This is a genomic window from Streptomyces sp. NBC_01317, from assembly GCF_035961655.1.
Classification (GTDB): Bacteria; Actinomycetota; Actinomycetes; order Streptomycetales; family Streptomycetaceae; genus Streptomyces.
The window spans coordinates 6,231,349-6,256,507 of sequence record NZ_CP108393.1 but is presented as its reverse complement, the minus strand read 5'-3'; the positions used below and the strand labels follow the sequence as shown (position 1 = coordinate 6,256,507).

Below are 25,159 nucleotides of genomic sequence, written 5' to 3'. Positions count from 1 at the left end.
CCGATGACGACACAGACCACCACAGCGGAAACCCCGCGGACGCCGGAGCCCGACGCGCCGTCCGGCCTCATCAGCCTCCCGGCCAACCTGGGCCGGGCCCTCGCGACCGGCGGTGGCGCCCTCACCATTGTCTCCGCCTTCCTCTCCTGGACCTGGACCTCCGCCTTCCCCGGTGACCTCACCGTCTACGGGTACCCGGGCGGACTCCAGTGGCTCGTCCTCGTCGCGGGCGTGCTGACCACCCTCTTCGGCCTCGCCTCCTACGGAGTCAAGGGCCTCGGGTGGCTCGTTCCGGCCGGCGCCGACAGCTCCCTCAAGCTCTCGGCACTCGCCGCCTTCGGCACCGCCTGGTACACCGTGCTGGCGATCAGCTACCAGCTCGGCGGCCTCGCCAACCTCGAACCGGGCGCTTTCGTCGCGGCCCTCGCGACCCTCGCCGCCGTCGTCGGCGCCCTCGCCCTGCCGTTCGAGCGCCCCGCGCCCGACCCGGTGGACCCGGACGACGACGGGTGGGAGAAGTTCAAGCACCAGGCCGCCGCGTCCGCCAACACCTGGAAGGCGGCCTTCGCCACCGGCCGGTCCGCGCCCGCCCGCGAGCTGCCCTCCTACGTGGAGATCCTGATCATCGTCGCGGCCCTCGCCGTCGGCCTGTTCGTCTTCACGTACGGCATCGGCACCGAGTACGACGAACTGTTCATCGGGTTCCTCGTCACGGCGGGCTTCGGCTTCGCGGCCCTCGCCAAGTCCGGCCTCATGGCCCGTATCTCCGTCATCACCTCCCGGCACCGCAACGTCACCATGGCCGGTGCGTTCGCCGCCGCGGCCGCCTTCCCGTTCACTCAGGCCGACGACCAGTACGCCACCATCGGCGTCTACATCCTCATCTTCGCCACCGTCGCCCTGGGCCTGAACATCGTCGTCGGACTCGCCGGCCTCCTCGACCTCGGTTACGTCGCCTTCCTCGGCGTCGGCGCGTACGCCGCGGCCATGGTCTCCGGGTCCCCGTCGTCCCCCTTCGACCTCCACCTCCCCTTCTTCGGGGCGGTGCTCGTCGGCGCGGCCGCGTCCATGGTGTTCGGCGTCCTCATCGGCGCCCCCACCCTGCGCCTGCGCGGTGACTACCTCGCCATCGTCACCCTCGGCTTCGGAGAGATCTTCCGTATCACCGTCAACAACCTCGACGGCACCTCGGGTCCCGACATCACCAACGGGTCCAACGGCATCTCCTCGATCCCGAACCTCAAGATGTTCGGCTTCGACTTCGGCCTCCCGCACGACGTCTTCGGCGTCACCATCGGGCGCTTCGCGAACTACTTCTTCCTGATGCTGCTGATCACGTTCATCGTGGTCATCGTCTTCCGCCGCAGCGGCGACTCCCGCATCGGCCGCGCCTGGGTCGCCATCCGGGAGGACGAGACCGCGGCGCTCGCCATGGGCATCAACGGCTTCCGGGTCAAGCTCATCGCGTTCGCCCTCGGCGCCACGCTCGCCGGCCTCGCCGGCACCGTCCAGGCACACGTCACCTACACCGTGACACCCGAGCAGTACCAGTTCGCCCACGTCGTCCCGCCGAACTCCGCCTTCCTGCTCGCCGCCGTCGTCCTCGGCGGCATGGGGACCATCAGCGGACCCCTCGTCGGCGCGGCGCTGCTCTACCTGATCCCCGCCAAGCTCCAGTTCCTCGGCAACTACCAGCTCCTCGCCTTCGGACTCGCGCTCGTCCTGCTGATGCGCTTCCGTCCCGAAGGCCTCATCCCCAACCGGCGCCGCCAGCTCGAATTCCACGAAGCGGCCGAAGCGCCCGCAGTCCTCAGCAAGACAGGGGCCTGATCCATGACCACCGACACCACGACGAAGGACACCGCCCCGGCCACCGCGCCCGGCGACGTGGTCCTCGACGCCCGCGGCGTCACCATGCGATTCGGCGGCCTCACCGCCGTACGCTCCGTCGACCTCACCGTCAACAAGGGCGAGATCGTCGGCCTCATCGGCCCCAACGGCGCCGGCAAGACTACCTTCTTCAACTGCCTCACCGGCCTCTACATCCCCACCGAGGGAGAGGTCCGCTACAAGGGCACGGTCCTGCCGTCCAAGTCCTTCAAGGTGACCGCGGCCGGCGTCGCCCGTACGTTCCAGAACATCCGCCTCTTCGGCAACATGACCGTCCTGGAGAACGTGCTCGTCGGCCGCCACACCCGTACGAAGGAAGGCCTCTGGTCCGCGCTCCTGCGCGGCCCCGGCTTCCACCGGGCCGAAGCCGCCTCCAAGGCACGCGCGATGGAACTCCTGGAGTTCATCGGCCTGGAGGCCAAGGCCGACCACCTCGCCCGCAACCTGCCCTACGGCGAACAGCGCAAGCTGGAGATCGCGCGGGCCCTCGCGAGCGAACCCGGCCTGCTGCTCCTGGACGAGCCCACGGCCGGCATGAACCCGCAGGAGACCCGGACCACCGAGGAACTCGTCTTCGCCATCCGGGACATGGGCATCGCCGTCCTCGTCATCGAGCACGACATGCGCTTCATCTTCAACCTGTGCGACCGCGTCGCCGTCCTCGTCCAGGGCGAGAAGCTCGTCGAGGGCGACAGCGAGACCGTGCAGGGCGACGAACGGGTCATCGCCGCCTACCTCGGGGAGCCCTTCGAGGGCGCCCCGGGCGACGAGGAGGCGGCGGAGGTGGCGGCCGCCGAGGCCGGAGCGGCCGGAACCGGATCCGCCGACCACGCCGGCACCACCGGCGACGCCAGCAAGGAGAACGACTGATGGCCGCACTTCTCGAAGTCGAGGACCTGCGCGTCGCCTACGGCAAGATCGAGGCCGTCAAGGGCATCTCGTTCAGCGTCGAGGCCGGCGAGGTCGTCACCCTCATCGGCACCAACGGCGCCGGCAAGACGACGACCCTGCGCACCCTCTCCGGGCTGCTCAAGCCGGTCGGCGGGCAGATCAAGTTCAACGGCAAGTCGCTGAAGAAGGTGCCGGCGCACCAGATCGTCGCCCTCGGACTCGCGCACTCCCCCGAGGGCCGGCACATCTTCCCCCGCATGTCGATCGAGGACAACCTGCGCCTCGGGGCGTTCCTGCGGGACGACCGGGCCGGCATCGCCAAGGACATCCAGCGCGCCTACGACCTCTTCCCCATCCTCGGGGAGCGGCGGAAGCAGGCGGCGGGCACGCTGTCCGGCGGTGAGCAGCAGATGCTCGCGATGGGGCGCGCGCTGATGTCCCAGCCGAAGCTGCTGATGCTGGACGAGCCCTCCATGGGGCTCTCCCCCATCATGATGCAGAAGATCATGGCGACGATCGTCGAGCTGAAGGCCCAGGGCACGACGATCCTGCTGGTCGAGCAGAACGCGCAGGCCGCGCTCTCGCTCGCCGACCAGGGGCACGTGATGGAGATCGGCAAGGTGGTGCTGTCGGGCACGGGACGTGACCTGCTGCACGACGAGTCGGTGCGGAAGGCGTACCTGGGCGAGGACTAGGGCGTGTCCGTACGGATACGGAGGAGGGCCCGGAGCTGGTTCACAGCGCCGGGCCCTCCTCCGTGTCCCACACCCCCGGGGGCTACTCCCCCTTGGTCTTCGCGGCCTTCTTCTCCTCGGCGTCCAGGATGACCGCCTCGGCGACCTGCTGCATCGACAGCCGCCGGTCCATCGAGGTCTTCTGGATCCAGCGGAACGCGGCGGGCTCGGTCAGCCCGTACTGCGTCTGCAAGACGCTCTTCGCGCGGTCCACGAGCTTGCGGGTCTCCAGCCGCTGGGTGAGGTCCGCGACCTCCGCCTCCAGCGAGCGCAGCTCGGTGAAGCGCGACACGGCCATCTCGATGGCCGGCACGACGTCACTCTTGCTGAACGGTTTCACCAGGTACGCCATGGCCCCGGCGTCCCGCGCCCGCTCGACCAGGTCGCGCTGCGAGAAGGCGGTGAGCATCAGGACGGGGGCGATGGACTCCTCCGCGATCTTCTCGGCGGCGGAGATCCCGTCCAGGACGGGCATCTTCACGTCCAGGATCACCAGATCGGGCCGGTGCTCCCGGGCCAGCTCGACGGCCGTCTGCCCGTCCCCGGCCTCACCGACGACCGAGTACCCCTCTTCTTCGAGCATCTCCTTGAGGTCGAGCCGGATCAGGGCCTCGTCCTCGGCGATGACGACACGCGTCGTCAGCGGCGGGACGTGCGACTTGTCGTCATCGTCGGGCTGGGGCGACTCGGGGGTGGTCACGGGGGCTCCTCGTTGCGGGGCAGGGCGCTGCTGCTCGTGATGAGCCTACCTAGCAGCGGCGGGATCCGGTGAACCGGTACACTTCCTGCCAGCTCTCCTTGCTTGCCCGGTTGGAGGAACTGGTCAGACTCGCGGCACTCAAAATGCCGTGCCCTTTGGGCATGTGGGTTCGAATCCCACACCGGGTACCGCTCCACAGAAGTGGATGTTCACGTTCTCGTGAACATCCACTTTTTTGCACCCAGCGTCACGCGTGATGACACAGCGTGCGCAGGACGGTCCATCGGGACCGCGGACGCCCGCCATGGAACGAAGGCCGGCCACATCGGGTCCACGTACTGGCCGGTCAGCCCTGCTTCGGGCTGTCGTCCTCGCCCACGTGGTGGACCCGGACCAGGTTGGTCGCGCCCGGCATGCCGGGGGGTGAGCCCGCCGTGATGACCACCAGGTCGCCCTTCTGGCAGCGGCCGACCCGGAGCAGGTGTTCGTCCACCTGGGCGACCATTTCGTCCGTCGTGTCGACCTCCGGGGCCAGGTACGCCTCCACGCCCCACGTGAAGTTCAGCTGGGCCTGGGTCGCCGGGACGGGGGTGAAGGCCAGGAGGGGGATCGGGGAGCGGTAGCGGGAGAGGCGTTTCACCGTGTCGCCGGACTCGGTGAAGGCGATCAGGAACTTCGCGCCCAGGAAGTCGCCCAGCTCCGCCGCCGCGCGGGCCACCGCGCCGCCCTGGGTACGGGGCTTGCTGTGGGCGGGGATGTCGGCCAGGCCCCTCGACAGGAGGTCCTCCTCCGCCGCCTCCACGATGCGGGACATCGTCTTGACCGTCTCGACGGGGTACGCGCCCACGCTCGTCTCGCCGGACAGCATCACCGCGTCCGTGCCGTCGATCACCGCGTTGGCGACGTCGGAGGCCTCCGCCCGCGTGGGCCGGGAGTTCTCGATCATCGATTCGAGCATCTGGGTCGCGACGATGACGGGCTTGGCGTTGCGCTTGGCCAGGGTGATCGCGCGTTTCTGGACGAGCGGGACCTGCTCCAGCGGCATCTCGACGCCCAGGTCGCCACGGGCGACCATGATCCCGTCGAACGCGGCGACGATGCCCTCGATCTCCTCGACCGCCTGCGGCTTCTCGATCTTGGCGACGACGGGCAGCCGGCGGCCCTCCTCGTCCATGATGCTGTGCACCTCGGCGACGTCCTGACCGCTCCGTACGAACGACAGCGCGATCATGTCCGCGCCGGTGCGCAGCGCCCAGCGCAGGTCGTCCGCGTCCTTGCCGGAGAGCGCGGGGACGGAGACGGCGACGCCGGGGAGGTTGATGCCCTTGTGGTCGGAGATCACGCCCCCCTCGATGACGAGGGTGTGGACGCGGGGCCCTTCCACGGAGGTGACTTCGAGGGTCACCTTGCCGTCGTCCACGAGGACGCGGTCCCCGGAGTCGACGTCCGCGGCCAGTCCGTCGTACGTGGTCCCGCAGAGGTGGCGGTCCCCCTCCACCGGGTCCACGGTGAGGGTGAACTCGTCGCCCCGTTCCAGCAGTACGGGTCCGTCGCGGAACACGCCCAGCCGGATCTTCGGGCCCTGGAGGTCGGCGAGCACGCCGATGCTGCGGCCGGTCTCGTCGCCGGCTTTCCGTACGTGCCGCAGACGCTCCTCGTGCTCGGCGTACGTCCCGTGGCTGAGGTTGAGGCGCGCGACGTCCATCCCGGCCTCGACCAGGGCTTTGACCTGGTCGTACGTGTCCGTGGCGGGTCCCAGTGTGCAGACGATTTTCGCTCGGCGCATAGTTCGAGCGTACGACTTACCGTCCGGTAGGGGCGGAGGACAGGTCCGGCGGCGTCATCGTGAAACGCGCGTTCACCTGTGCGTGGACGGTCTGCCGCTGGGGTTCGAGATCGAGCACGGGAGGCTGGTCGGCGGATTCCGCCCCGCCGTACGCGGCCCGCTGCATGCCGTGACCGGGCGCCGGAGCGTACCCGCCCGCGTTCTCCGCGCCCAGGTCCGCCAGCTCGACCAGCGCGGCGAGGCGCGCCCCGAGCGCCTCGGCGTACTCACGGGCCCGCTGGACCGCTTCCCGTACGGCCTGGCGGCGCGCCTCGCCGTGGGCGGGCGAGTCGGGGCGCAGGGACCACCAGGGTCCGCCGACGCGCGTGAGGTCGAGGTCGGCGAGGCGCGTGGTGAGTTCGCCGAGGGCGGTGAAGTCGGCGAGCTCGACGGTGAGGTGCACGCTGCCGTGGTACGCGCGGACGCGTTCGCCCCGGCCGTGCCGGGTGAGTTCGGGGCTGATGGAGAAGGAGCCCGTCTCCAGCTTCTCGACGGAGTCGCCGTACGACTTGACGAGCGCGAGGACGTCCGCGTTGCGCCGGGTGAGGTCGTCCAGCGCGGCACGCCGGTCGGTGCCGCGGGCGTTGACGGTGACGGTGATCCGCGCGATCTCGGGGTCGACTTCGAGGCGCGCTTCGCCGCGCACGGCGACGCGCGGGGTCTCGGGGGTGCCGTAGGGCGGGGCCGCTGAGGCGGGGGCGTCGTCGGTCGTACGAACGTCGTCGGTCATACGGACACTCTCGCACCCGGGTACGACAGGCCGCAGTCATCTGATCGAAACCCGTCGGGGGTGTTGCGGTCACCCACCCGTGGGCCAGAATCTACGCGCGTTGTGCACACGTTGTGCCTCGGATCGAGGGAGAAGAAATGCCGCTGGACAGAAGGACGTTCCTGGAGCGCTCGGCCGCCGCCGGGGCCGGTGTGGCGCTGGTGGGCGGCGCGGCGATACCGGCGGAGGCGACCGGGAAGGGCCACGGCCACGGTCACGGCCGGCCCCCGAAGCGGTACACGCTCACCGTGATGGGGACGACGGACCTGCACGGGAACGTCTTCAACTGGGACTACTTCACGGACAAGGAGTACGACGACTCCGCCCACAACGACGTCGGCCTGGCGAAGATCTCCACGCTGGTGGACCAGGTCCGCGCGGAGAAGGGCCGCCGCAACACGCTGCTCATCGACGCGGGTGACACGATCCAGGGCACCCAGCTGTCGTACTACTACGCCAAGGTCGACCCGATCACCGCGAAGCGCGGTCCGGTGCACCCGATGGCGCAGGCGATGAACGCGATCGGCTACGACGCGGCGGCGCTCGGCAACCATGAGTTCAACTACGGCATCCCGGTGCTGCGGAAGTTCGAGGAGCAGTGCGACTTCCCGCTGCTCGGGGCGAACGCGCTGGACGCGAGGACGCTGAAGCCGGCCTTCGCGCCGTATGTGATCAAGAAGCTGCGCACGCCGTCCGGCGACGACGTGAAGGTGGCGATCCTGGGGCTGACCAATCCGGGGATCGCGATCTGGGACAAGGCCAACGTCCAGGGGAAGATGACGTTCCCGGGTCTGGAGGAGCAGGCGGCGAAGTGGGTGCCGAAGCTGCGGTCCATGGGCGCGGACGTGGTGATCGTGTCGGCGCACTCGGGTACGGACGGCTCGTCGTCGTACGGCGACCAGGTCCCGTACGTGGAGAACGCGGCGACGCTCGTGGCGGAGCAGGTCCCGGGCATCGACGCGATCCTGGTCGGGCACGCGCACCAGGAGATCGCGGAGCGCCGGGTCGTCAACAAGAAGACCGGTAAGGAGGTTGTCCTCTCCGAGCCTCTCCGGTGGGGCCAGCGGCTGACGCTCTTCGACGTCGAGCTGGTGCGCGAGCGGGGCTGCTGGTCGGTGGAGCGGGTCACGTCGAAGGTCCTGAACTCCAACACGGTGGCGGAGGACCGGAAGATCACCGGCATGCTCGCGGACGAGCACCGCAAGGTGGTGGCGTACGTGAACCAGGTGATCGGCACCTCGGTCGCGGCCATGTCCACGGTGGAGGCGCCGTGGAAGGACGAGCCGATCATCGACCTGATCAACCACGTGCAGACGGAGACGGTGAAGGCGGCCCTGGCGGGCGGCGAGTGGGCGGCGCTGCCGGTGCTGTCGCAGGCGTCGTGTTTCTCCCGTACGGCGGCGATCCCGGCCGGTCCTGTGACCATCAAGGACACGGCGGGTCTCTACCCGTTCGAGAACACCATGGAGGCCCGCCTCCTGACGGGTGCTCAGATCAAGGAGTACCTGGAGTTCTCGGCGAAGTACTACGTCCAGACGCCGGCCGGCGCGGTGGTGGACACGTCGAAGCTGACCAATGCCGCCAACACCCCCGACTACAACTACGACGCGGTGTCGGGGCTGACGTACGCGATCGACATCGCGAAGCCGGTGGGCTCGCGGATCGTCGGTCTCCGGTTCGCCGGGGCGGCGCTGGACCCGGCGGCGAAGTTCGTGCTGGCGGTGAACAACTACCGGGCGAGCGGCGGCGGGAACTTCCCGCACGTGGCCGCCGCCCAGCAGCTGTGGGCCAATTCGAACGAGATCCGTAACACGATCATCGAGTGGGTACGGGCGGCGGGCACGGTCGATCCCACGTCGTTCGCGTCGGTGGACTGGAAGCTGACGCGGGACGGCGTGCCGGTCTTCTAGGCACAGCCGGGCGGGGCTTCCTCAGCGGACCTCGGTGAGCGGGACCAGACTCCTCGGTGCGGGCACCGAGCGGGTCCGGTCCCGCCCGTCGAGGCCGAAGCTGGTGAAGGCGGTGCGCCGGGGCAGCGGGTAGGGCTCGGTGCCGGTCAGGTGGTTGAGGATGGTGGCGCTGCGCCAGGCGGCGAGCCCGAGGTCGGGGGCTCCGACACCGTGGGTGTGGCGTTCCGCGTTCTGTACGTAGACGGAGCCGGTGACACTGCGGTCCAGGACGAGCCGGTGGTGTGCGTCGACACGGGGGCGCTCGGAGCTGTCGCGGCGTACGTACGGGTCGAGACCGGCGAGGATCCGGTCGAAGGGGCGTTCGCGGTAGCCGGTGGCGAGGACCACGGCGTCGGTGGTGAGCCGGGAGCGGGTGCCCTCCTGGCGGTGTTCCAGGTGGAGTTCGACCTTGGTGGTGGCGACGCGGCCCGCCGTACGGACGGAGACGCCGGGGGTGAGGACGGCGTCCGGCCAGCCGCCGTGGAGGGTGCGCCGGTACAGCTCGTCGTGGATGGCGGCGATGGTATCGGCGTCGATGCCCTTGTGGAGCTGCCACTGGCGGGGGACGAGGTCGTCGCGCACCTGCTCGGGGAGGGCGTGGAAGTACTGGGTGTAGTCCGGGGTGAAGTGTTCCAGGCCGAGCTTGGAGTACTCCATGGGGGCGAACGCCTCGGTGCGGGCGAGCCAGTGGAGTTTCTCGGCGCCGGCGGGGCGGGCGCGCAGCAGGTCCAGGAAGATCTCCGCGCCGGACTGTCCCGAGCCGATGACGGTGATGTGGCCGGCGGCGAGCAGGCGCGCGCGGTGGTCGAGGTAGTCGGCGGAGTGGATGACGGGGACGGCGGGGGCCTCGGCGAGGGGTTTGAGGGGTTCGGGCACGTAGGGCTCGGTGCCGATGCCGAGGACGACGTTACGGGTGTACGCGCGGCCGAGGGCCTCGACCTCGCCGTCGCGGTCGAGCTGGGTGAAGTCGACCTCGAACAGGGCGCGTTCGGGGTTCCAGCGGACGGCGTCGACCTGATGTCCGAAGTGGAGCCCGGGGAGTTGTTCGCTGACCCAGCGGCAGTACGCGTCGTACTCGGCGCGCTGGATGTGGAAGCGCTCGGCCACGTAGAAGGGGAAGAGCCGGTCGCGGGCCCTCAGGTAGCTGAGGAAGGACCAGGGGCTGGCGGGATCGGCGAGGGTCACCAGGTCGGCCAGGAACGGGACTTGGAGGGTGGTGCCGTCGATGAGCAGGCCGGGGTGCCACCGGAAGGCGGGGCTCTGGTCGTAGAAGGTGGCGGCGAGGCCGCCGTGGATGCCGTCGGCGAGCGCGGCGAGGGAGAGGTTGAACGGGCCGATGCCGATGCCCACCAGGTCGTGGGGGTCGTCCAGATCGTTGGGCCGGTCGGTCATCGGCGGGTGCCGCCTTCCACGAGTCGGAGCAGGGTGTCGAGGTCGCCGGGGGTGGCGTGGGGGTTGAGCAGGGTGGCCTTGAACCAGAGGCGGTCGCCGGCGCGGGCGCGGCCGAGGACGGCGGTGCCTTCGGTGAGGAGGGTGCGGCGGGCGGCGGCGACGGTGTGGTCGGAGGCGCTTGCGGGCCGGAACAACACGGTGGTCAGGACCGGCCGTTCGTACAGCTCAAGGCCTGGCCGGTCCTCGACCAGGTCGGCGAGGAGCCGGGCGGAGGAGAGGACGCGGTCGACCAGTGCGGCGAGTCCCGCGCGGCCGAGCGCCTTGAGGGTGACGGCGATCTTGAGGACGTCGGGGCGCCGGGTGGTGCGGAGGGAGCGGCCGAGGAGGTCGGGGAGTCCTGCCTCGGTGTCGTCGTCGGCGTTGAGGTAGTCGGCGGTGTGCGCCAGGGGGGCCAGGTCGCCGGTACGGGGGACGGCGAGGAGCCCGGCGGCGATGGGCTGCCAGCCGAGCTTGTGGAGGTCGAGGGTGACGCTGTGGGCGCGGTGGAGCCCGTCGAGCAGGGGGCGGTGGGTGGGGCTGAAGAGGAGCGGGCCGCCGTAGGAGGCGTCGATGTGGAGGGCGGCGCCGTGGGTGTCGCAGACGTCGGCGAGGGCGTCCAGGGGGTCGATGCGGCCGGTGTCGGTGGTACCGGCGGTGGCGGCGACGAGGAGGGGGCCGCGCAGGGCGGTGAGGACCGCGTCGAGGGCGGCGGGATCGAGGATGCCCGCGGGGGTGGGGATCGTGACGGGGCGGGGAAGGCCGAGGAGCCAGGCGGCGCGGTGGACGGAGTGGTGGGTGTGGGCTCCGCAGACGACCTGGAGGGTAGGACCGTGCCGCTCCCGGGCGAGGAGCAGGGCGAGTTGGTTGGATTCGGTGCCGCCGGTGGTGAGGACGGCGTCGGGGGCGGTCCCTCGGGGGTGGGCCTCGTCGGGGTCCGGGCTGCCGGGGTAGACCTCGTCGGCGAGCGCGCGTGTGACGAGCGCTTCGAGTTCGGAGGCGGCGGGGGCCTGGTCCCAGGAGTCCATGGACTGGTTGAGGGCGGACGCGGCGAGGTCGGCGGCGACGGCGAGCGCGAGCGGCGGGGTGTGCAGGTGGGCGGCGCAGTGGGGGTGGGCGGGGTCGGCGGCGCCCAGGGAGAGGGCGTGGACGAGGGTACGGAGGGCTTCGCCCGGTCCCGCGCCGGTGTCGGGGAGGACGGGTTCGGCGGCGGTACGGAGTCGGCCGGCGACGCGGCCGGGTCCGCCGGCGGGCAGGGGGCCGCCGCGTTCGGCGGCGCCGTCGTGGAGGGCGTCGAGGACGGTGGCGAGGAGGGGCCGCAGCGCGTCGGAACCGTGTTCGCCACCTGCCAGGGGCGGGAGGGAGATGCCGGGGGGTGGCGTGCGCATAGGGGGTCCTTCAGGTTCGGTGGTCGTGCGTGCCCGTGGTGCACAACGAGCGGAACCCGTAAGGAGTATCGGCCGGGGTGGGGTTGCCTTGGACCGCCCGGCGGACGGTCCAAGGCGACCTCGGGCGGTCAACCGCCCCTTGGTCAGGCGCCCCGTACCCGGAGCGCCCGGCCGAGGTCGTCCAGTTGGTCGGCGAGCTTGCGGCGCAGGGCGGGGATCATCTCGGCGGTGTCCAGGCACTCCTGGCCGAGGCGCAGCGCCTCCTCGTCGACGGCGTGGACGGGGAATCCGTAGCGGCCCGCGGCTTCGGCCATGGCGGGCCCGCGCCGGTCGGCGAGCGCGACGGCCTCCGCGTAGAAGCGGGGCACGTACTCCCGTACGAGGTCGGCCTGTTCGGGTTGCCAGAAGCCCTGCGCGGTGGCGGCGAACAGGTAGTTGGACAGGTCGTCGGTGGCGAAGAGCCGGGCCCAGGCGGCGGCCTTGGCCTCGGCGTCGGGCAGGGCGGCGCGACAACGGGCCGCGCCCTCCTCGCCGGTGGCGCTGGGGTCGTCGGCGAGTTCGGCGGCGATGGCGTCCTCGTCCACGGAGCCGAGGACCGCGAGGCGGGTGAGGACGCGCCAGCGCAGTTCGGGGTCGAGTTCGGGTCCGCCGGGGACGCTGCCGCAGTCGAGCCAGTCCTGGAGGGCGCCGGGCTGGGTGGCGGCGTCGATGAAGTGGCGTACGGCGGTGAGGCGCAGCCCCGGGTTGCTGCCGTCCTCGGTGCGGCGGATGAGGTCGCGGCAGAGCGCGGTGAGGGTGGTGAGGGCGGCGCGCCGGTCCTCGTCGGAGAGGTAGCGGTCGGTGATCTGGACGGCGGCGAAGGCGAGGACGCCCTGGACGAGGGCGAGGTCGCTCTCGTGGGGCAGGTGGGCGCGGGCGGCGTCCAGGTAGGCGGCGGGGGCGAGTTCGCCGTCGCGGACCATGTCGCGGGCGGCGTTCCAGATGACGGCGCGGGTGAGGGCGTCGGGGACGCCGGACAGGGCGCGCAGCGCGGTGTCCCAGGAGGCGGGGTCGAGGCGGACCTTGGCGTAGGTGAGGTCGCCGTCGTTGAGGACGACGAGGGCGGGGCGGCGGCCGGGCCTGGCCACGGGGGCCTCGGTGAGGGGGACGTCGAGTTCGACGCGCTCGCGCGCGACGAGCTTGGCCGGGTCGACGACGTCGAGGTCGTACGTACCGACGGAGATGTGGTGCGGCCTGCTGCCGTCCCGTACGACGTCGAGGGTCCAGCTGTTGTCGCCGGTGGTCACGCGCGGGGTGAGGGTGTCGACGCCGCTGGTGCGCAGCCACCGCGCGGCCCAGGCGTGTACGTCGCGCTCGGTGGCCGACGCCAGGTTGTCGATGAAGTCGGCGAGCGTGGCGTTGCCGAACTTGTGCCGGGCGAAGTGGACGTTGATGCCGGCGAGGAAGTCCTTGTCGCCGAGCCAGGCGACGAGTTGGCGCAGGGCGGAGGCGCCCTTGGCGTAGGAGATGCCGTCGAAGTTGAGGAGCGCGGAGGCGGTGTCGGGGACGGCGTCCGGGTCGGGCGCGACGGGGTGGGTGGAGGGGCGCTGGTCGGCGTCGTACCCCCAGGCCTTCCGCGCGATGCCGAAGTCGACCCAGGTGTCGGTGAACCGGGTGGCCTCGGTGAGGATCTGGTAGCCCATGTACTCGGCGAAGGACTCGTTGAGCCAGATGTCGTCCCACCAGGCGAGGGTGACGAGGTCGCCGAACCACATGTGGGCCATCTCGTGGGCGACGACCATGGCGCGGGTCTGGCGCTCGGTGTCGGTGACGGCGGAGCGGTAGACGAACTCGTCGCGGAAGGTGACGAGTCCGGGGTTCTCCATGGCGCCGGCGTTGAACTCCGGGACGAAGGCCTGGTCGTAGGAGTCGAAGGGGTACGGCTCCTCGAACTTCTCGTGGTAGCGGTCGAAGCAGGCGCGGGTGATGGAGAGGATCTCGTCGGCGTCGGTGTCGAGGTGGGGGCCGAGGGAGCGCCGGCAGTGGAGGCCGAAGGGCAGTCCGGCGTGTTCGGTGCGCACGGAGTGCCAGGGGCCGGCGGCGACGGCGACGAGGTACGTGGAGATGAGCGGGGTGGGCGCGATCGTCCAGTGTCCGGCGGGGCCTTCGGGGGTCCGTGCCGCGACGCCGTTGCCGAGGACCGTCCATTCCTCGGGCGCGGTGACGGTCAGCTCGAAGACGGATTTGAGGTCGGGCTGGTCGAAGGCGGCGAAGACGCGCTGGACGTCGTCCATGAAGAGCTGGGTGTAGGTGTACGTCTCGCCGTCGGCGGGGTCGGTGAAGCGGTGCATGCCCTCGCCGGTGCGGGAGTACCGCATGTCCGCGTGTATGCGCAGTTCGTGCGGCCCGGCGGTGAGCCCGGTGAGGGCGAGCCGGTTCTCGTCGAGCGCGGCGGGGTCGAGGGCCGTGCCGTCGAGGGTGGCGGAGTGCAGTGCGGCGGGCTTGAGCTCGACGAAGGTGTCCCCGGCCGCCCGCGCCGTGAAGTGGATGACGGTGCGGGAGTCGAAGGTGTCCTCGCCGGTGGTGAGATCGAGAGCGATCGTGTACCGGTGCACATCGAGGAACTGGGCTCGGGTCTGCGCTTCGTCGCGCGTCAGTACGGACATGGGGGACATGGTGCCGGATCGCCCCCGGCCCGCGCACCGGGGTGCGTTGCGCTGTGGGCGATGGGGCGGGGCGGCGGGGGTACGGGTGGCGCTCCGGACGGGGTCCCGCCCGGCGGGCCGCCCCTCGCCGTCACTCCACGTCGCCGCCCGAGGCCGTCTGCGTCACCTCATCGGCGATCGTCTCGTGGTGGCGGATCACCTCGGCGATGATGAAGTTCAGGAGCTTCTCGGCGAAGGCCGGGTCCAGGCGCGCGCTCTCCGCCAGCTGCCGCAGCCGGGTGATCTGGCGGGACTCGCGGGCCGGGTCGGCCGGTGGGAGATGATGCTCGGCCTTGAGGACACCGACCTGCTGGGTGCACTTGAAGCGCTCGGCCAGCATGTGGACGACGGCCGCGTCGATGTTGTCGATGCTCTCGCGGAGGCGGTTCAGTTCGGCGCGTACGGTCTCGTCGACGCCGGTGTTGCTCGTGGTCATGGTGTCGGAGCTTAGACCGTCCGGCACGGGGCGCGGACCCGGCCCGCGCGCGCCGGGGTGGTGTGCGGGATACGGGATCCCGGCGCGCGCGGGGTGGCTGGGGCGTTTCCGTGGATTACGGCTGTCCGCCCGCGGGGCCGGGTCGGAGACCGGCCCGGGGGGCGGGGTCAGAGACCGGCCGCCGCCGAGGCGATCGCGGAGGCGAAGGTGGAGACCTCGGTGTACACGCCGTAGTAGTTCGGCCGCGCGCAGCCGTTGCCCCAGCTGACGATGCCGACCTGGACAAAGGCGCCCGCGTTGTCCTTGCGGAACATGGGGCCGCCCGAGTCGCCCTGGCAGGTGTCGGTGCCGCCCTGGGCGAAGCCGGCGCAGATCTCCTGAGAGGCTATGACGTCACCGTCGTACGAGGACGGCCCGTTGCACACGGAGTCGGAGACGAACGGGACGGTCGCCTTGAGGAGGTAGCGCTGCTGGGCGCCGCCCTCGGTCGCCCCGCCCCAGCCCGCGATGGTGAAGTTGCCGGTGTTGTACTGCGTGGTCGTGGCGATCTTGAGGGTCGGCAGGTTGATCGCGGAGGCGAGCTTGATCAGCGCCCAGTCCTTGCCCGCGCCGTTGTAACCGGGGGCCTGGAGGACCTTGGTGGACCTGACCTTGATCGCGCTGGTGCTGTTCAGGTCGACGACACCGGCGGTGGCGGTGATGCTGGTGTTGTTGCCCGAGCCGCTCACGCAGTGCGCGGCGGTGAGGACGATGGTCGGGGAGTACAGCGCGCCGCCACAGCCCATGGAGAGCCGGACCATGAAGGGGAATTCGCCCTGTGCGGCGCGGGTGCCGCCGACGACGGGGGGCGCGACGGCCGCGACGGCCGCGGTACGGGCCTCCGGGGCCGGCAGGGGCGACGCGGAGGCGGAGGAGGGCTGGAGGCTGACGGCCGCGAGGATGACGGCACCGGCGGCGGCGCATCTCTTGAAGGCACGCACGAGCTGGTTCATGGATCTGCCCTTCGTGGGGGGAGAAACGGGAGAGCGGGCTGACATGAGCCCGACAAAGCGTGATCCGGATTATGGGGAGCGCGCCCACCGCGCCACAAGAACCCGGATCCGGCCACGGACGGGGGGCGCACACCGGTCGCCGTCCGCTCACCGGACGGTGGACACGGGCCGGTACGGCGGCCCCGCGCCGCGCCGTCGCCGTACCCCGGCGGGCCGTACCACCGCGGGCCGCGCGGCCGCGCACCGGACCGCCGCCGTACAGTGGATCGCGGAGGACCGTCCTTGCAGGGGGGTACGGACGTGGTACACGGAACCGAGGTCACGCACGGCTATCCGCACCTGGATACCGCGCGCGCCGCGATCACCGCGCTCTACCGGCGGCTCTCCCCCGAGGGCGTCCGCAGGTACGCGCCGAGCGTCGCCCCGGCCGACGTCGCCTTCTCCGACCAGGACGACCTCCACCTGGGCACCCAGCGGGTCGCCCACGCGCTGGTCCAGCAACTCCGGCTGCCCGACGCGCGCGTGATCGTCAGCTTCCGCGACATGGAGCACGCGGCGAGCGTCGAACTGACCGCGGGACCCGAGTACTTCGTCGAGCTCAACAACCGCTTCCGCACCCACCGCAGGGACATCGGCGCCGCGCTCGCCCACGAGATCACGCACGTCCTGCTGCACCGGCTGGGGCTGAGCTTCCCCGGCACCCGCGACAACGAGATCCTCACCGACACCGCGACCACCTATCTCGGCGCGGGCTGGCTGTTGCTCGACGCGTACCGCGAGGACCGCGACTCCAGCCAGAAGCTCGGCTATCTGACCCCCGAGGAGTTCGGTTACGTCCTCGCCAAGCGCGCGCTCGTCTTCGACGAGGACCCCCGGATCTGGTTCACCAGCCCGCAGGGGTACACGTCGTACGCGAAGGGCCGCGCGCAGGCCCTGCGCGACGAGCAGCAGCCGCCGCTGACCACGGCCGGCCGGCTGGGCCGCCACCGGTACGCGAAGGAGCGGCGGTACGCGCTCGACCATCCCGGCCGCGCGGAGGGCGCCCCCGACCCCGCGCTGCCGTACGCCTTCGAGCACCTCCCCGGCGGGCTGCGGGTGTCGTTCCCCTGCCCGACCTGCCACCAGCGCATCCGGGTCCCGGTCCGGGGGCGGGTCAGGGCCCGCTGCGGGCTGTGCGGGACGGTCCTGGAGTGCGACACCTGAGCGGGACGGTCCTGGAGTGCGACACCTGACAGGCCCCAGGCCCAGGCCGGTCCGGTGGCCCCGGGATGCCCGCACAGGCGCCGCACGTAGGGTCGAAGGATGACGAATGAGCCGACGGCGGGTGCTCCTGGCCTGTTCGAGGCGGTGATCGGCGGCGCGGACGACACCGTCGTCCGTCTGCTGCGCGCGGGCGTACCCGCCGAGGCGGCCGACGGGGACGGCATGAGCGCCCTCTATCTCGCGGCCGTCAGCGACGAACCGGGCCTGGTACGGCTGCTCCTCACCGCCGGCGCCGACCCGGAGCGCGGCAGCGGCCCCGACGGCGGGGACCTGCCCCTGTGCGGCGCGGCCTGCGGCGGGCACACCGAGGTGGTACGGGCGCTGCTCGCCGGGGGCGCGCGGCCCGACCGGCGGGAGGCGTTCGGCTTCACCGCCCTCGCCTGGACCGCCGTCCAGGGGTTCCCCGACACGGCGGAGGCCCTGTTGGAGCACGGCGCGGACCCGGATCTCCCGGGCCCCGGCGACGAACCGCCGCTGGTCCTCGCGGCCCGCCGCGGCTCCCCCTCGACCACCCGGGTCCTGCTGCGGTACGGCGCGGGCGCCCAGGAAGCGGGCGTACAGGACGCGGCCCTCGCCGAGGCGCGCCGCTGGACGGCGCTCGACGTGGAGCGGGAGGTGCGCGACGGGCTGCTGCGCGCGTACGGCGACGGATACGAGAGCGTGGTGCGCCGGATCACGGAGGACGGCTCCGAGACCGTGGTGGTCGAACTGCTGCGCGACGGCGTGCCGGTGGCGGGCCAGGAGCAGCAGACGGGGCACGCCGCCGTCGCCACGCTCCTGGAGGCCGAACTGGGGATCGTCACACCGTACGAGGAGCTGGCGGGCCGGGCGCTGCGCTGCGGGGACCCCGGCCGGGACGACTGGACGGAAGCGGCGGCGGCGCTGTGGCGGCGCGGCGATGAGGAAACGTTTCTGGCGGCGTCCGCGTGGTGCGCGGGCGACGATCCGCTGCGGCAGGCGTTCGGGGCGGACGTCCTGGCGGGGCTGGGCGGGGCGGGCGCCGACGTGGCGGGAGGCGCGGACCGGTTCACCCCCCGGGTGGTCCCGCTGCTGCGGGAGCTGTCACGCGGGGCGACGGAGACGGAGCTGGTCCGCGCGGTCGTGACGGGGCTCGGGCACCAGGGTGATCCAGACGCGCTGCCGGAGATCCTGCGCCACACGGGCCACCAGGACGCGGAGGTACGGCGGCGGGCGGCGTCGGCCCTGACCGGGCTCGTACCGGACGGCCATCGGGACGCGGTGTGGGCGCTTGTCCTGCTGAGCGGCGACACGGACGCCTCCGTACGGAAGGCGGCGGTCCGGGCCCTGGCGGGTGTGGCGGACCACACACCCGCCCTGCGGGAGGCGCTGGCGGCCCGGCTGGCGGACACGGAGACGGACACGGTCGCCGAGGCGGCGCACGGTCTGGCGGTACGTCAGGACCCGCGCGCCGTCGAGGCGTTGGCACGGATCCTGGCGGACGAGGACGCGGGCGGCGGCGCGCGCCGGACGGCTCTGGACGCGGTGCGGTACGTACCGGAGGGGCCGGAGCGGCGGCGCCTGGAACGGACACTCCCCCGGCGCCACTGACGGGAGACGCACCTACCCCGACACTAAGCTTTGCTTATCGACTAAGAAATCCGTAGTCTCCTCAGTGCCGGTCACCCCCTGACGGCCGGCCCCCTCACAAGGAGACAGCAGTGGCGCACCTGAAGATCATCGTGGCGAGCACCAGGCCCGGCCGGATCGGCCTGACCATCGGGCAGTGGGTCGACGCGGAAGCGCGCGAGCACGGTGGTTTCGAGGACATCGAGCTGATAGACCTCGCCGAGGTGAACCTGCCGTTCATGAACGAACCGCACCACCCGCGGCTGGGGCAGTACACCCACCAGCACACCCGCGACTGGAGCGCCAAGATCGCCGAGGGCGACGCCTTCGTGTTCGTCATGCCGGAGTACAACTACGGCTACAACGCGGAGCTGAAGAACGCCCTCGACTACCTGCACAACGAGTGGCACCACAAGCCGGTCGGCCTCGTCAGCTACGGCGGCGTCGCCGCGGGCACCCGGGCGGCCCAGATGATCAAGCAGGTCGTCACCACGCTCCGGATGACCCCGCTGTTCGAGGCGGTCGCCATCCCCTTCGCCCACCAGTTCCTCACCGAGGACGGGGGCCTGGCGGCCAACGACGCCATGACCGGGTCGGCGAAGGCGATGTTCGACGAGCTCAAGCGGGTCAGTGAGGCGCTGCGCCCGCTGCGCGCGCCCCAGCCGGCGGCCGTGAAGCCATGACCGGCGTCCACCCGGTGTGCACGCGCTTCCACACGGCGATCGAGCTGATCGGCACCCGGTGGACCGGCGCGGTCCTGCGCGCCCTGTTCACCGGGCAGCACCGGTACGGGCAGATCAAGGCGGCGATCCCGGGCGTCAGCGACACCATGCTGGCGCAGCGGCTGCGCGCGCTCCAGGAGGACGAGCTGATCGAGCGCCGGGTGCTGGCCACCACACCGGTCCAGGTCGAGTACCACCTCACGCAGAGGGGACGCGAACTGGAACCGGTGCTGGAGTCGGTCATCGCCTGGTCGCACAAGTGGATCCCGCTGCCGGACGGCACGGAAGCGGGCAAGAACACGACCCGAGGCCGCCAGGCCTGACGGCGCATCAGCGGGCGTGTCAGAGAAGCCGCAGCCCTCCCGGCGCGCCCTCCTCGATGATCTCGGCGAGTTCACCGAAGACCGAGCGCCCCGTACCGGCGGCCGCCTCGTCCAGCCGCGCGCGCGAGACGTCGTGCGCGCGCCACTCGAAGGCGAAGTCACGGTCGTCGGGTGTGCCGAACCCACCGCGCAGGCAGTCCACGAGCGCGTCGAGATTGCTCCCGAAGTACCCGCCGGGTCCGTTCACGGCGGCGCCGATCACCCGCCAGAAGCTGTCCAGGCCGGTGACCTCCGCCCCGTCGATCACATAAGTCACGGTCATGGGACGGAGGTTACCTTCCAGCGGTGTCAGCAGCCGTAGTTGACGAGCGAGAACGAGGCGTAGTGGTTGGACGTGTAGTAGTCCTCGTCGACCTTCTTGCCGGTGACGATGCGGCGGGCACCCCGGTCGGAGGAGCCGGGGGTCACGACGGTGTACTCGTGGTAGTAGCTGGACGCCTGGAGGGGGAGCAGACGCTCGCGGTTCTGGAAGACGGCACCGTCCTGGGAGTACGGGAACGGCCCGCCACGGGCGATGAGGCTGAGGGTCGTACGGGCCTGCGACGGCAGGCTGCCGTAGCAGATGCTGCCGACGGCGCTGGGCGCCGCGGACGCGGTGAGGGCGGCGGTGCCGACCAGGAGGGTGGAGGCGAGGGCTACGACGGAGCCCAGGGCGGCGATACGTGGGGGAATTCGCATGCCCCCATGATGACGCGCGTAGATGTGTACACGTCAAGACCGCGTCCCCCCAACCCGCCCGAATTTCCAGGACGTTCACCGCCCGGAACCCATTCGTACCGTCTCAGGAGCCACCCGCGTCACGCACGGCGGACGCAAGGTCCCGGACACACGTACGCCCGGCGGCGCGTGAGCACTGCCGGGCGTACGTATGTCGTGCTGTGTGTGGGGGGGATCAGGCAGCCGTGCGGCGACCGCCGCCCTCGCCGCCCGCTCCGCCGCCACCCCGGCCGCGCCGGCCACGGCCGCCGTTGCCGGCCCCCGCGCCCGTACCGCCGCCGGTCCTGGCGCCTCCGCCGGTGCGGGCGCCGCTTCCGGCACCCCCGCCGCCGGCGCCCGTACGCGCGCCTCCGGTGCCGCCCGCGGCGGCGCGGGCGCCGCCCCCGGCGGTGGTACGTCCGGCACCCCGCGACCCCGACCGTGCGGGGCGTGCGGTGCGCGGCTTCTGCTTCTGCTGGACCACCGGCTGGGGCACCTCTATGACGACGGCCACCCCGGAGGGTTCCCGCGCGCCGGTGAGCTGCGCCAGCTCCTCGTCGGTGGACTTGATCCTGGCCGACTTGGGGTCGATGCCCGCGTCGGACATCAGCCGGGTCATCTCCCGCCGCTGCTCGGGCAGGACGAGCGTCACGACGCTGCCGGACTCCCCCGCGCGGGCGGTGCGTCCGCCGCGGTGCAGGTAGTCCTTGTGGTCGACGGGCGGGTCGACGTTCACGACGAGGTCGAGGTCGTCGACGTGGATGCCGCGGGCCGCCACGTTGGTCGCCACGAGGGCGGTGACCTGACCGGTCTTGAACTGGTCGAGCGTGCGGTTGCGCTGCGGCTGCGAACGGCCGCCGTGCAGCCCTGCCGCCCGTACGCCGCTGGCCAGCAGGCGCTTGACCAGCCGGTCCACGGAGCGCTTGGTGTCCAGGAAGAGCAGCACCCGGCCGTCGCGGGCCGCGATCCTGGTCGTGACGGCCTTCTTGTCCGTCTCGTCCAGGACGTACAGCACGTGGTGCTCCATCGTGGTGACCGCGCCCTGCGAGGGGTCGACGGAGTGCACGACGGGGTCGGTCAGGTACTGCCGTACGAGCCGGTCGATGTTCTTGTCCAGCGTCGCGGAGAACAGCATGCGCTGGCCGTCGGGCCGCACCTGCTTGAGCAGGGCGGTGACCTGGGGCATGAACCCCATGTCGGCCATCTGGTCGGCCTCGTCGAGGACGGTGATGTCCACCTGGTCGAGCCGGCAGTCGCCGCGCTCGATCAGGTCCTTGAGCCGGCCGGGGGTGGCGACGAGCACCTCGGCGCCGCGCCGCAGCTGTCCGGACTGCTTGGTGATCGACATGCCGCCGACGACCGTGGCCATCTTCAGGTTCACGGCGGTGGCGTACGGGGTGAGCGCGTCGGTCACCTGCTGGGCCAGCTCACGCGTGGGTACGAGGACCATGGCGAGGGGGGCCTTGGGCTCGGCGTGGCGGCCCGCGAGGCGGGCGAGGAGCGCGAGTCCGAAGGCGAGGGTCTTGCCGGACCCGGTCCGTCCGCGGCCGAGGATGTCACGGCCCGCGAGGGAATTGGGCAGGGTCGCGCCCTGGATCGGGAACGGTTCCGTCACGCCCTGGGCGGTGAGGGTCTTGAGCAGCCCGGCGGGCATGTCGAGCTCGTCGAACGCCTCGACGGCAGGCAGTGCGGGGGTAAGGGTCTCCGGCAGAGTGAATTCCTGGGGGCGGGCGGGGGTGCGGCGGGCCGGGGCCTTCGCCGCACCGCGCGCGGAGCCTTGTCCACGTGAATTCACCGGGCGTTTGCCGGCAGGTCTGGCAGCACGGTCCTGCCGCTCGGGGCGAGTCATTCAGTAAAGCCTTCCTGGGCCTGAGAACAGCGGCCTGAGAACAGCGCGAGCCGGGGCCCGCACCTGCACGGTGCGAGCCCCGGCTGCGAGGTACACGTCCGGGAACTAGGCCGGGACGATGTTCTCCGCCTGCGGGCCCTTCTGGCCCTGCGTGACGTCGAACGAGACCTTCTGGCCCTCCTGGAGCTCACGGAACCCCTGGGTGGCGATGTTCGAGTAGTGGGCGAAGACGTCGGCGCCGCCGCCGTCCTGCTCGATGAAGCCGAAGCCCTTTTCGCTGTTGAACCACTTCACGGTGCCAGTAGCCATGTCATTCTCCTAAAACAGGTGCAGAGCCGGAAATCCGCACTTTACGGATTCCTCGTCGCCGCATTGAGCCCCATCCGGAGAAGCCGGCAAAAACAATAATGCGCCTGAGCGAGTTTCCGTCAGGCGCACATAAAGTTCATGGGTACCAAAACTGCAACGCTTGTAAGCCTAGCACGGTCGCTCGGCGCGCAGCGAGGCCGACACGCGGAAAACGAACCGGCCGGACTGCGGCGTGGCTGGGACCGCCCCGGAGCACCCCGTCACCTCGCCGCCCGCAGCACCACCACGGCGGCCCGCCCCTCGGTCCTGAGACGCGCGGGACCGGCCCCCCGCCCGAGCACCACGGCGTCGTACGCCCCGAGGTCGAGGTCACCGAGTGCGGCGGCCCCCTCCAGCGCGACGACGAGGACGGTCTCGCCCACCTCCGGGGCGCCGATCCGCACGGGATCGGTGAGCCGCCCCCGTACGACCTCCACCCGGGCCGCCGCGCGGTCCCTGCGGTACATGACGTTGAGGTTGACCACCGGCCCCCCGAGCAGCACACAGCCGGCCGGCACGTCACCGGGAAACACCTGCGGCACGAACCGCTCCCCGACCAGCCGCCGCCGCCCGCCGACGGTCAGCTCCATACCGTCCCCCTCGACGAGCGTCAGAATCCGCTCGACGCCGGGAAACACCGAGAACGGCCCGTCCGCCCCCACCTCGGCAAGACTGACCCGCCAGTCGAACCCGCCCGTCCCGGCGCCCTCGGGGCCGGCCGCGATCTCCCGGGTGACCCCACCCCCGTTCTTCCACGGCACCACCGTCCGCCGCGCGGCCCGCAGCACGCAGGGCGTCATGCCACGATCCCCAACTCCCGCGCCCGGCGCAGCCATTGGGGGAACTCGCCGAGCAGGCGGTCGTACAGGGTGGAGTCCGCGACCCGGCGGGGATTCCTGCCGGCGGGGAAGAACCCGGCGTTGTCGACCCGCCGCTTCGCCGGGACGGCGAGCTCGTCGAGCCTGCGCAGGAAGTCGAACTGCCGGCCGCGCGGATCGCCGAAGCCGATGAACTGCCAGAAGATCGGCAGGCCGGCGGCCTTGCAGAGGTACCGCTCGGCGGCGAGCTTGCTGGTCGGCCCCCCGTCCGTCTGGAAGATCACGAGCGCCGGGACGGTGGCACCGCCGGCCAGATGGTGGTCGATCACCGCGTCCATCGCCAGGTGGTAGTTGGTGCGGCCCATGTGCCCCAGCGTCCCGACGATCTCGTCCACCCGGCCGACGTGGTTCGCGAGCGAGATGTCGGCCTCGGCGTCTATGTCCGTGGAGAAGACGACGATCGGGACGGTGCCGTCGTCGTCCAGGTGCGCGGAGAGGCCGAGGACCCGCTCCGCCAGGGCCTGGACACTGCCGTCCTTGTAGTAGTCCCGCATGGAGCCGGAGTGGTCGAGGACCAGGTAGACGGCGGCGCGCTGGTCACCGAGGCCGTGTTTGTCCAGGGAGACCGCGGCGCTCTTGTAGAGGCTGACCAGCGCGGGCGCGGTGTCCTCCACCTTGCGGAGACTGATCGCGGAACCCATGGAACTCCCCCTGTCTCAACCGGTGGTGACGTGCGTGCGCCGAGGGTACGCCTCGTGCGGGCCGGGGGCGCCGATGCGGTGGGGTGGTCCGTGTCAGTGGGGTTCGCTAGCTTGATCGGCGCCGCCCCACCGGCCGAGACGTTCCCGCCCGCCCCGCCCGAAGAAGGAGACGGCCATGGAGGCCGCTGTTACCACGTGCTACCGCCATCCCAAGTACGAGTGCTACGTGCGCTGTACGCGGTGCGACCGGTACATATGCCCGGACTGCATGCGGGAGGCGGCGGTCGGCCACCACTGTGTGGAGTGCGTGCGGGAGGGGCAGCGGTCGGTCAGGCAGGCGCGGACCGTGTTCGGCGGGCGGGTGTCCGGGGTCTCCGCCCCGGTGGTGACGATCACGCTGATCGTGATCAACGTCCTCGTCTATCTCGGGGAGTTGGCGCGGCCCGATCTTGTCGACCGGTTCGGCATGCTGGGCGCGGCGAGCGTGGGCCCGGACGGGGCGTGGTACCTGTACGGGCCGGAGTTCCCCGAGTTGAGAACGGTGGGGGTGGTCGACGGTGAGTGGTACCGGCTCGTCACCGGCGCCTTCCTGCACAAGTCCCCGGCCGACGGCACCTTCTGGATCATGCACATCGTCTTCAACATGTTCTCTCTGTGGACGCTGGGCCGCTTCGCGGAGGAACAGCTGGGCCGGGCCCGGTATCTGACGGTGTATCTGCTGTCGGCGGTGGGCAGTTCCGTGCTGGTGTACCTGATCTCACCCCAGGACACGACGGTGGGTGCCTCGGGCGCGCTGTTCGGGCTCGCGGCGGCCTTCTACGTCACCCACCGCAGGCTGGGCCACGACATGGCCCCCGTGAACCGCCTCATGGCCGGGTTCCTGATCTGGATGGTGATCTCCGCCGGATTCACCTCGTGGGAAGGCCACTTGGGCGGCCTGCTGACGGGCGGCGCGGTGACACTCGCCCTCGCGTACAGCCCGGCGAAACACCGGACCGCGCTCCAGGTGGCGGCCGGCGCCGGCACGCTGGCGGTGCTGCTCGTCCTGGTGGTGCTGAAGACGTCCGCGCTGACCGGCGGGGCGGTGTAGGGCGGGATATAGGGAC

Annotated in this window: 23 protein-coding genes and 1 tRNA gene; 10 read left to right on the top strand and 14 right to left on the bottom strand. The window is 71.4% G+C overall.

All coding sequences use genetic code 11. The features are described from left to right. Positions 1 to 3 precede the first annotated feature (3 nt). From OG349_RS27195 to OG349_RS27185, 3 genes are read left to right on the top strand one after another with little or no spacing between them, the layout of a single operon-like run. Positions 4 to 1,830, top strand: a complete 1,827-nt coding sequence (locus tag OG349_RS27195; protein WP_327237092.1) for a branched-chain amino acid ABC transporter permease — start codon at positions 4 to 6, stop codon at positions 1,828 to 1,830. A 3-nt stretch (positions 1,831 to 1,833) separates the two neighbouring features. Further along, a complete protein-coding gene (locus tag OG349_RS27190) occupies positions 1,834 to 2,760 on the top strand; it encodes an ABC transporter ATP-binding protein (protein ID WP_327237091.1) in 927 nt (308 codons plus the stop codon). Beyond that, positions 2,760 to 3,476: an ABC transporter ATP-binding protein gene (locus OG349_RS27185; RefSeq protein WP_327237090.1), complete on the top strand. Its 717-nt coding sequence runs from the start codon at positions 2,760 to 2,762 to the stop codon at positions 3,474 to 3,476. The genes OG349_RS27190 and OG349_RS27185 overlap by 1 nt, the downstream gene beginning before the upstream one ends. An 82-nt stretch (positions 3,477 to 3,558) precedes the next feature. On the opposite strand, the gene OG349_RS27180 is transcribed toward OG349_RS27185, so the two are convergent. Further along, positions 3,559 to 4,215, bottom strand: coding sequence for an ANTAR domain-containing response regulator (locus OG349_RS27180; protein ID WP_327237089.1), 657 nt, complete (start codon positions 4,213 to 4,215; stop codon positions 3,559 to 3,561). Positions 4,216 to 4,319: 104 nt separating this feature from the next. Here OG349_RS27180 and OG349_RS27175 point away from each other — a divergent pair. Next, positions 4,320 to 4,403, top strand: a tRNA-Leu gene (locus OG349_RS27175). Between the two features lie 158 nt (positions 4,404 to 4,561). Here the strand turns inward: OG349_RS27175 and pyk are convergent. Continuing rightward, the gene (gene pyk, locus OG349_RS27170) at positions 4,562 to 6,001 is read right to left on the bottom strand and encodes a pyruvate kinase (RefSeq protein ID WP_327237088.1); all 1,440 of its coding nucleotides are present in this window, start codon (positions 5,999 to 6,001) and stop codon (positions 4,562 to 4,564) included. 16 nt (positions 6,002 to 6,017) lie between these two features. Then, positions 6,018 to 6,770 carry an SIMPL domain-containing protein gene (locus OG349_RS27165; protein WP_327237087.1) on the bottom strand — a complete coding sequence of 251 codons (753 nt, stop codon included), beginning with the start codon at positions 6,768 to 6,770 and terminating at the stop codon, positions 6,018 to 6,020. Positions 6,771 to 6,907: 137 nt separating this feature from the next. On the opposite strand from OG349_RS27165, the gene OG349_RS27160 reads away from it, so the two are divergent. Further along, positions 6,908 to 8,719, top strand: a complete 1,812-nt coding sequence (locus OG349_RS27160; RefSeq protein WP_327237086.1) for a bifunctional metallophosphatase/5'-nucleotidase — start codon at positions 6,908 to 6,910, stop codon at positions 8,717 to 8,719. A 21-nt stretch (positions 8,720 to 8,740) separates the two neighbouring features. Here OG349_RS27160 and OG349_RS27155 read toward each other — a convergent pair whose 3' ends face one another. The 5 genes from OG349_RS27155 to OG349_RS27135 all read right to left on the bottom strand — a co-directional run bounded on the left by OG349_RS27155 (position 8,741) and on the right by OG349_RS27135 (position 15,686). Beyond that, on the bottom strand, positions 8,741 to 10,150 hold the full coding sequence (locus tag OG349_RS27155; protein ID WP_327237085.1) for a lysine N(6)-hydroxylase/L-ornithine N(5)-oxygenase family protein: 1,410 nt from the start codon (positions 10,148 to 10,150) through the stop codon (positions 8,741 to 8,743). Then, the gene (locus OG349_RS27150; RefSeq protein ID WP_327238743.1) at positions 10,147 to 11,553 is read right to left on the bottom strand and encodes a pyridoxal phosphate-dependent decarboxylase family protein; all 1,407 of its coding nucleotides are present in this window, start codon (positions 11,551 to 11,553) and stop codon (positions 10,147 to 10,149) included. Before OG349_RS27150 ends, OG349_RS27155 begins: the two co-directional genes overlap by 4 nt. Before the next feature lie 164 nt (positions 11,554 to 11,717). Next, complete coding sequence (gene pepN, locus OG349_RS27145; protein ID WP_327237084.1) at positions 11,718 to 14,219, bottom strand: aminopeptidase N; 2,502 nt, start codon at positions 14,217 to 14,219, stop codon at positions 11,718 to 11,720. Between the two features lie 130 nt (positions 14,220 to 14,349). Next, a complete protein-coding gene (locus OG349_RS27140; protein WP_327237083.1) occupies positions 14,350 to 14,694 on the bottom strand; it encodes a chorismate mutase in 345 nt (114 codons plus the stop codon). 167 nt (positions 14,695 to 14,861) lie between these two features. Beyond that, positions 14,862 to 15,686, bottom strand: coding sequence for a S1 family peptidase (locus OG349_RS27135; RefSeq protein ID WP_327237082.1), 825 nt, complete (start codon positions 15,684 to 15,686; stop codon positions 14,862 to 14,864). A gap of 300 nt (positions 15,687 to 15,986) precedes the next feature. Between OG349_RS27135 and OG349_RS27130 the strand changes: the two genes are divergently transcribed. The 4 genes from OG349_RS27130 to OG349_RS27115 all read left to right on the top strand — a co-directional run bounded on the left by OG349_RS27130 (position 15,987) and on the right by OG349_RS27115 (position 19,581). Then, positions 15,987 to 16,889, top strand: coding sequence for a hypothetical protein (locus OG349_RS27130; protein WP_327237081.1), 903 nt, complete (start codon positions 15,987 to 15,989; stop codon positions 16,887 to 16,889). A 99-nt stretch (positions 16,890 to 16,988) separates the two neighbouring features. Then, on the top strand, positions 16,989 to 18,518 hold the full coding sequence (locus OG349_RS27125) for an ankyrin repeat domain-containing protein (protein WP_327237080.1): 1,530 nt from the start codon (positions 16,989 to 16,991) through the stop codon (positions 18,516 to 18,518). A 110-nt stretch (positions 18,519 to 18,628) separates the two neighbouring features. Next, positions 18,629 to 19,219, top strand: a complete 591-nt coding sequence (locus OG349_RS27120) for an NADPH-dependent FMN reductase (RefSeq protein ID WP_327237079.1) — start codon at positions 18,629 to 18,631, stop codon at positions 19,217 to 19,219. Continuing rightward, on the top strand, positions 19,216 to 19,581 hold the full coding sequence (locus OG349_RS27115) for a winged helix-turn-helix transcriptional regulator (protein ID WP_327237078.1): 366 nt from the start codon (positions 19,216 to 19,218) through the stop codon (positions 19,579 to 19,581). Before OG349_RS27120 ends, OG349_RS27115 begins: the two co-directional genes overlap by 4 nt. 19 nt (positions 19,582 to 19,600) lie before the next feature. On the opposite strand, the gene OG349_RS27110 is transcribed toward OG349_RS27115, so the two are convergent. The 6 genes from OG349_RS27110 to OG349_RS27085 all read right to left on the bottom strand — a co-directional run bounded on the left by OG349_RS27110 (position 19,601) and on the right by OG349_RS27085 (position 24,053). Beyond that, complete coding sequence (locus OG349_RS27110) at positions 19,601 to 19,903, bottom strand: barstar family protein (RefSeq protein WP_327237077.1); 303 nt, start codon at positions 19,901 to 19,903, stop codon at positions 19,601 to 19,603. A gap of 26 nt (positions 19,904 to 19,929) precedes the next feature. Further along, entirely contained in the window at positions 19,930 to 20,319 is a 390-nt protein-coding gene (locus OG349_RS27105) for a ribonuclease domain-containing protein (RefSeq protein ID WP_327237076.1), read from the bottom strand. Between the two features lie 214 nt (positions 20,320 to 20,533). Beyond that, on the bottom strand, positions 20,534 to 22,186 hold the full coding sequence (locus OG349_RS27100) for a DEAD/DEAH box helicase (protein ID WP_327237075.1): 1,653 nt from the start codon (positions 22,184 to 22,186) through the stop codon (positions 20,534 to 20,536). 105 nt (positions 22,187 to 22,291) lie between these two features. After that, positions 22,292 to 22,495, bottom strand: coding sequence for a cold-shock protein (locus OG349_RS27095; protein ID WP_015607926.1), 204 nt, complete (start codon positions 22,493 to 22,495; stop codon positions 22,292 to 22,294). Between the two features lie 260 nt (positions 22,496 to 22,755). Further along, positions 22,756 to 23,334, bottom strand: a complete 579-nt coding sequence (locus tag OG349_RS27090) for a HutD/Ves family protein (protein WP_327237074.1) — start codon at positions 23,332 to 23,334, stop codon at positions 22,756 to 22,758. Then, the gene (locus OG349_RS27085; protein ID WP_327237073.1) at positions 23,331 to 24,053 is read right to left on the bottom strand and encodes a vWA domain-containing protein; all 723 of its coding nucleotides are present in this window, start codon (positions 24,051 to 24,053) and stop codon (positions 23,331 to 23,333) included. Before OG349_RS27085 ends, OG349_RS27090 begins: the two co-directional genes overlap by 4 nt. Positions 24,054 to 24,228: 175 nt before the next feature. Here OG349_RS27085 and OG349_RS27080 point away from each other — a divergent pair, with 175 nt between their 5' ends. Further along, positions 24,229 to 25,143, top strand: coding sequence for a rhomboid family intramembrane serine protease (locus tag OG349_RS27080; protein WP_327237072.1), 915 nt, complete (start codon positions 24,229 to 24,231; stop codon positions 25,141 to 25,143). Positions 25,144 to 25,159: the final 16 nt, after the last annotated feature.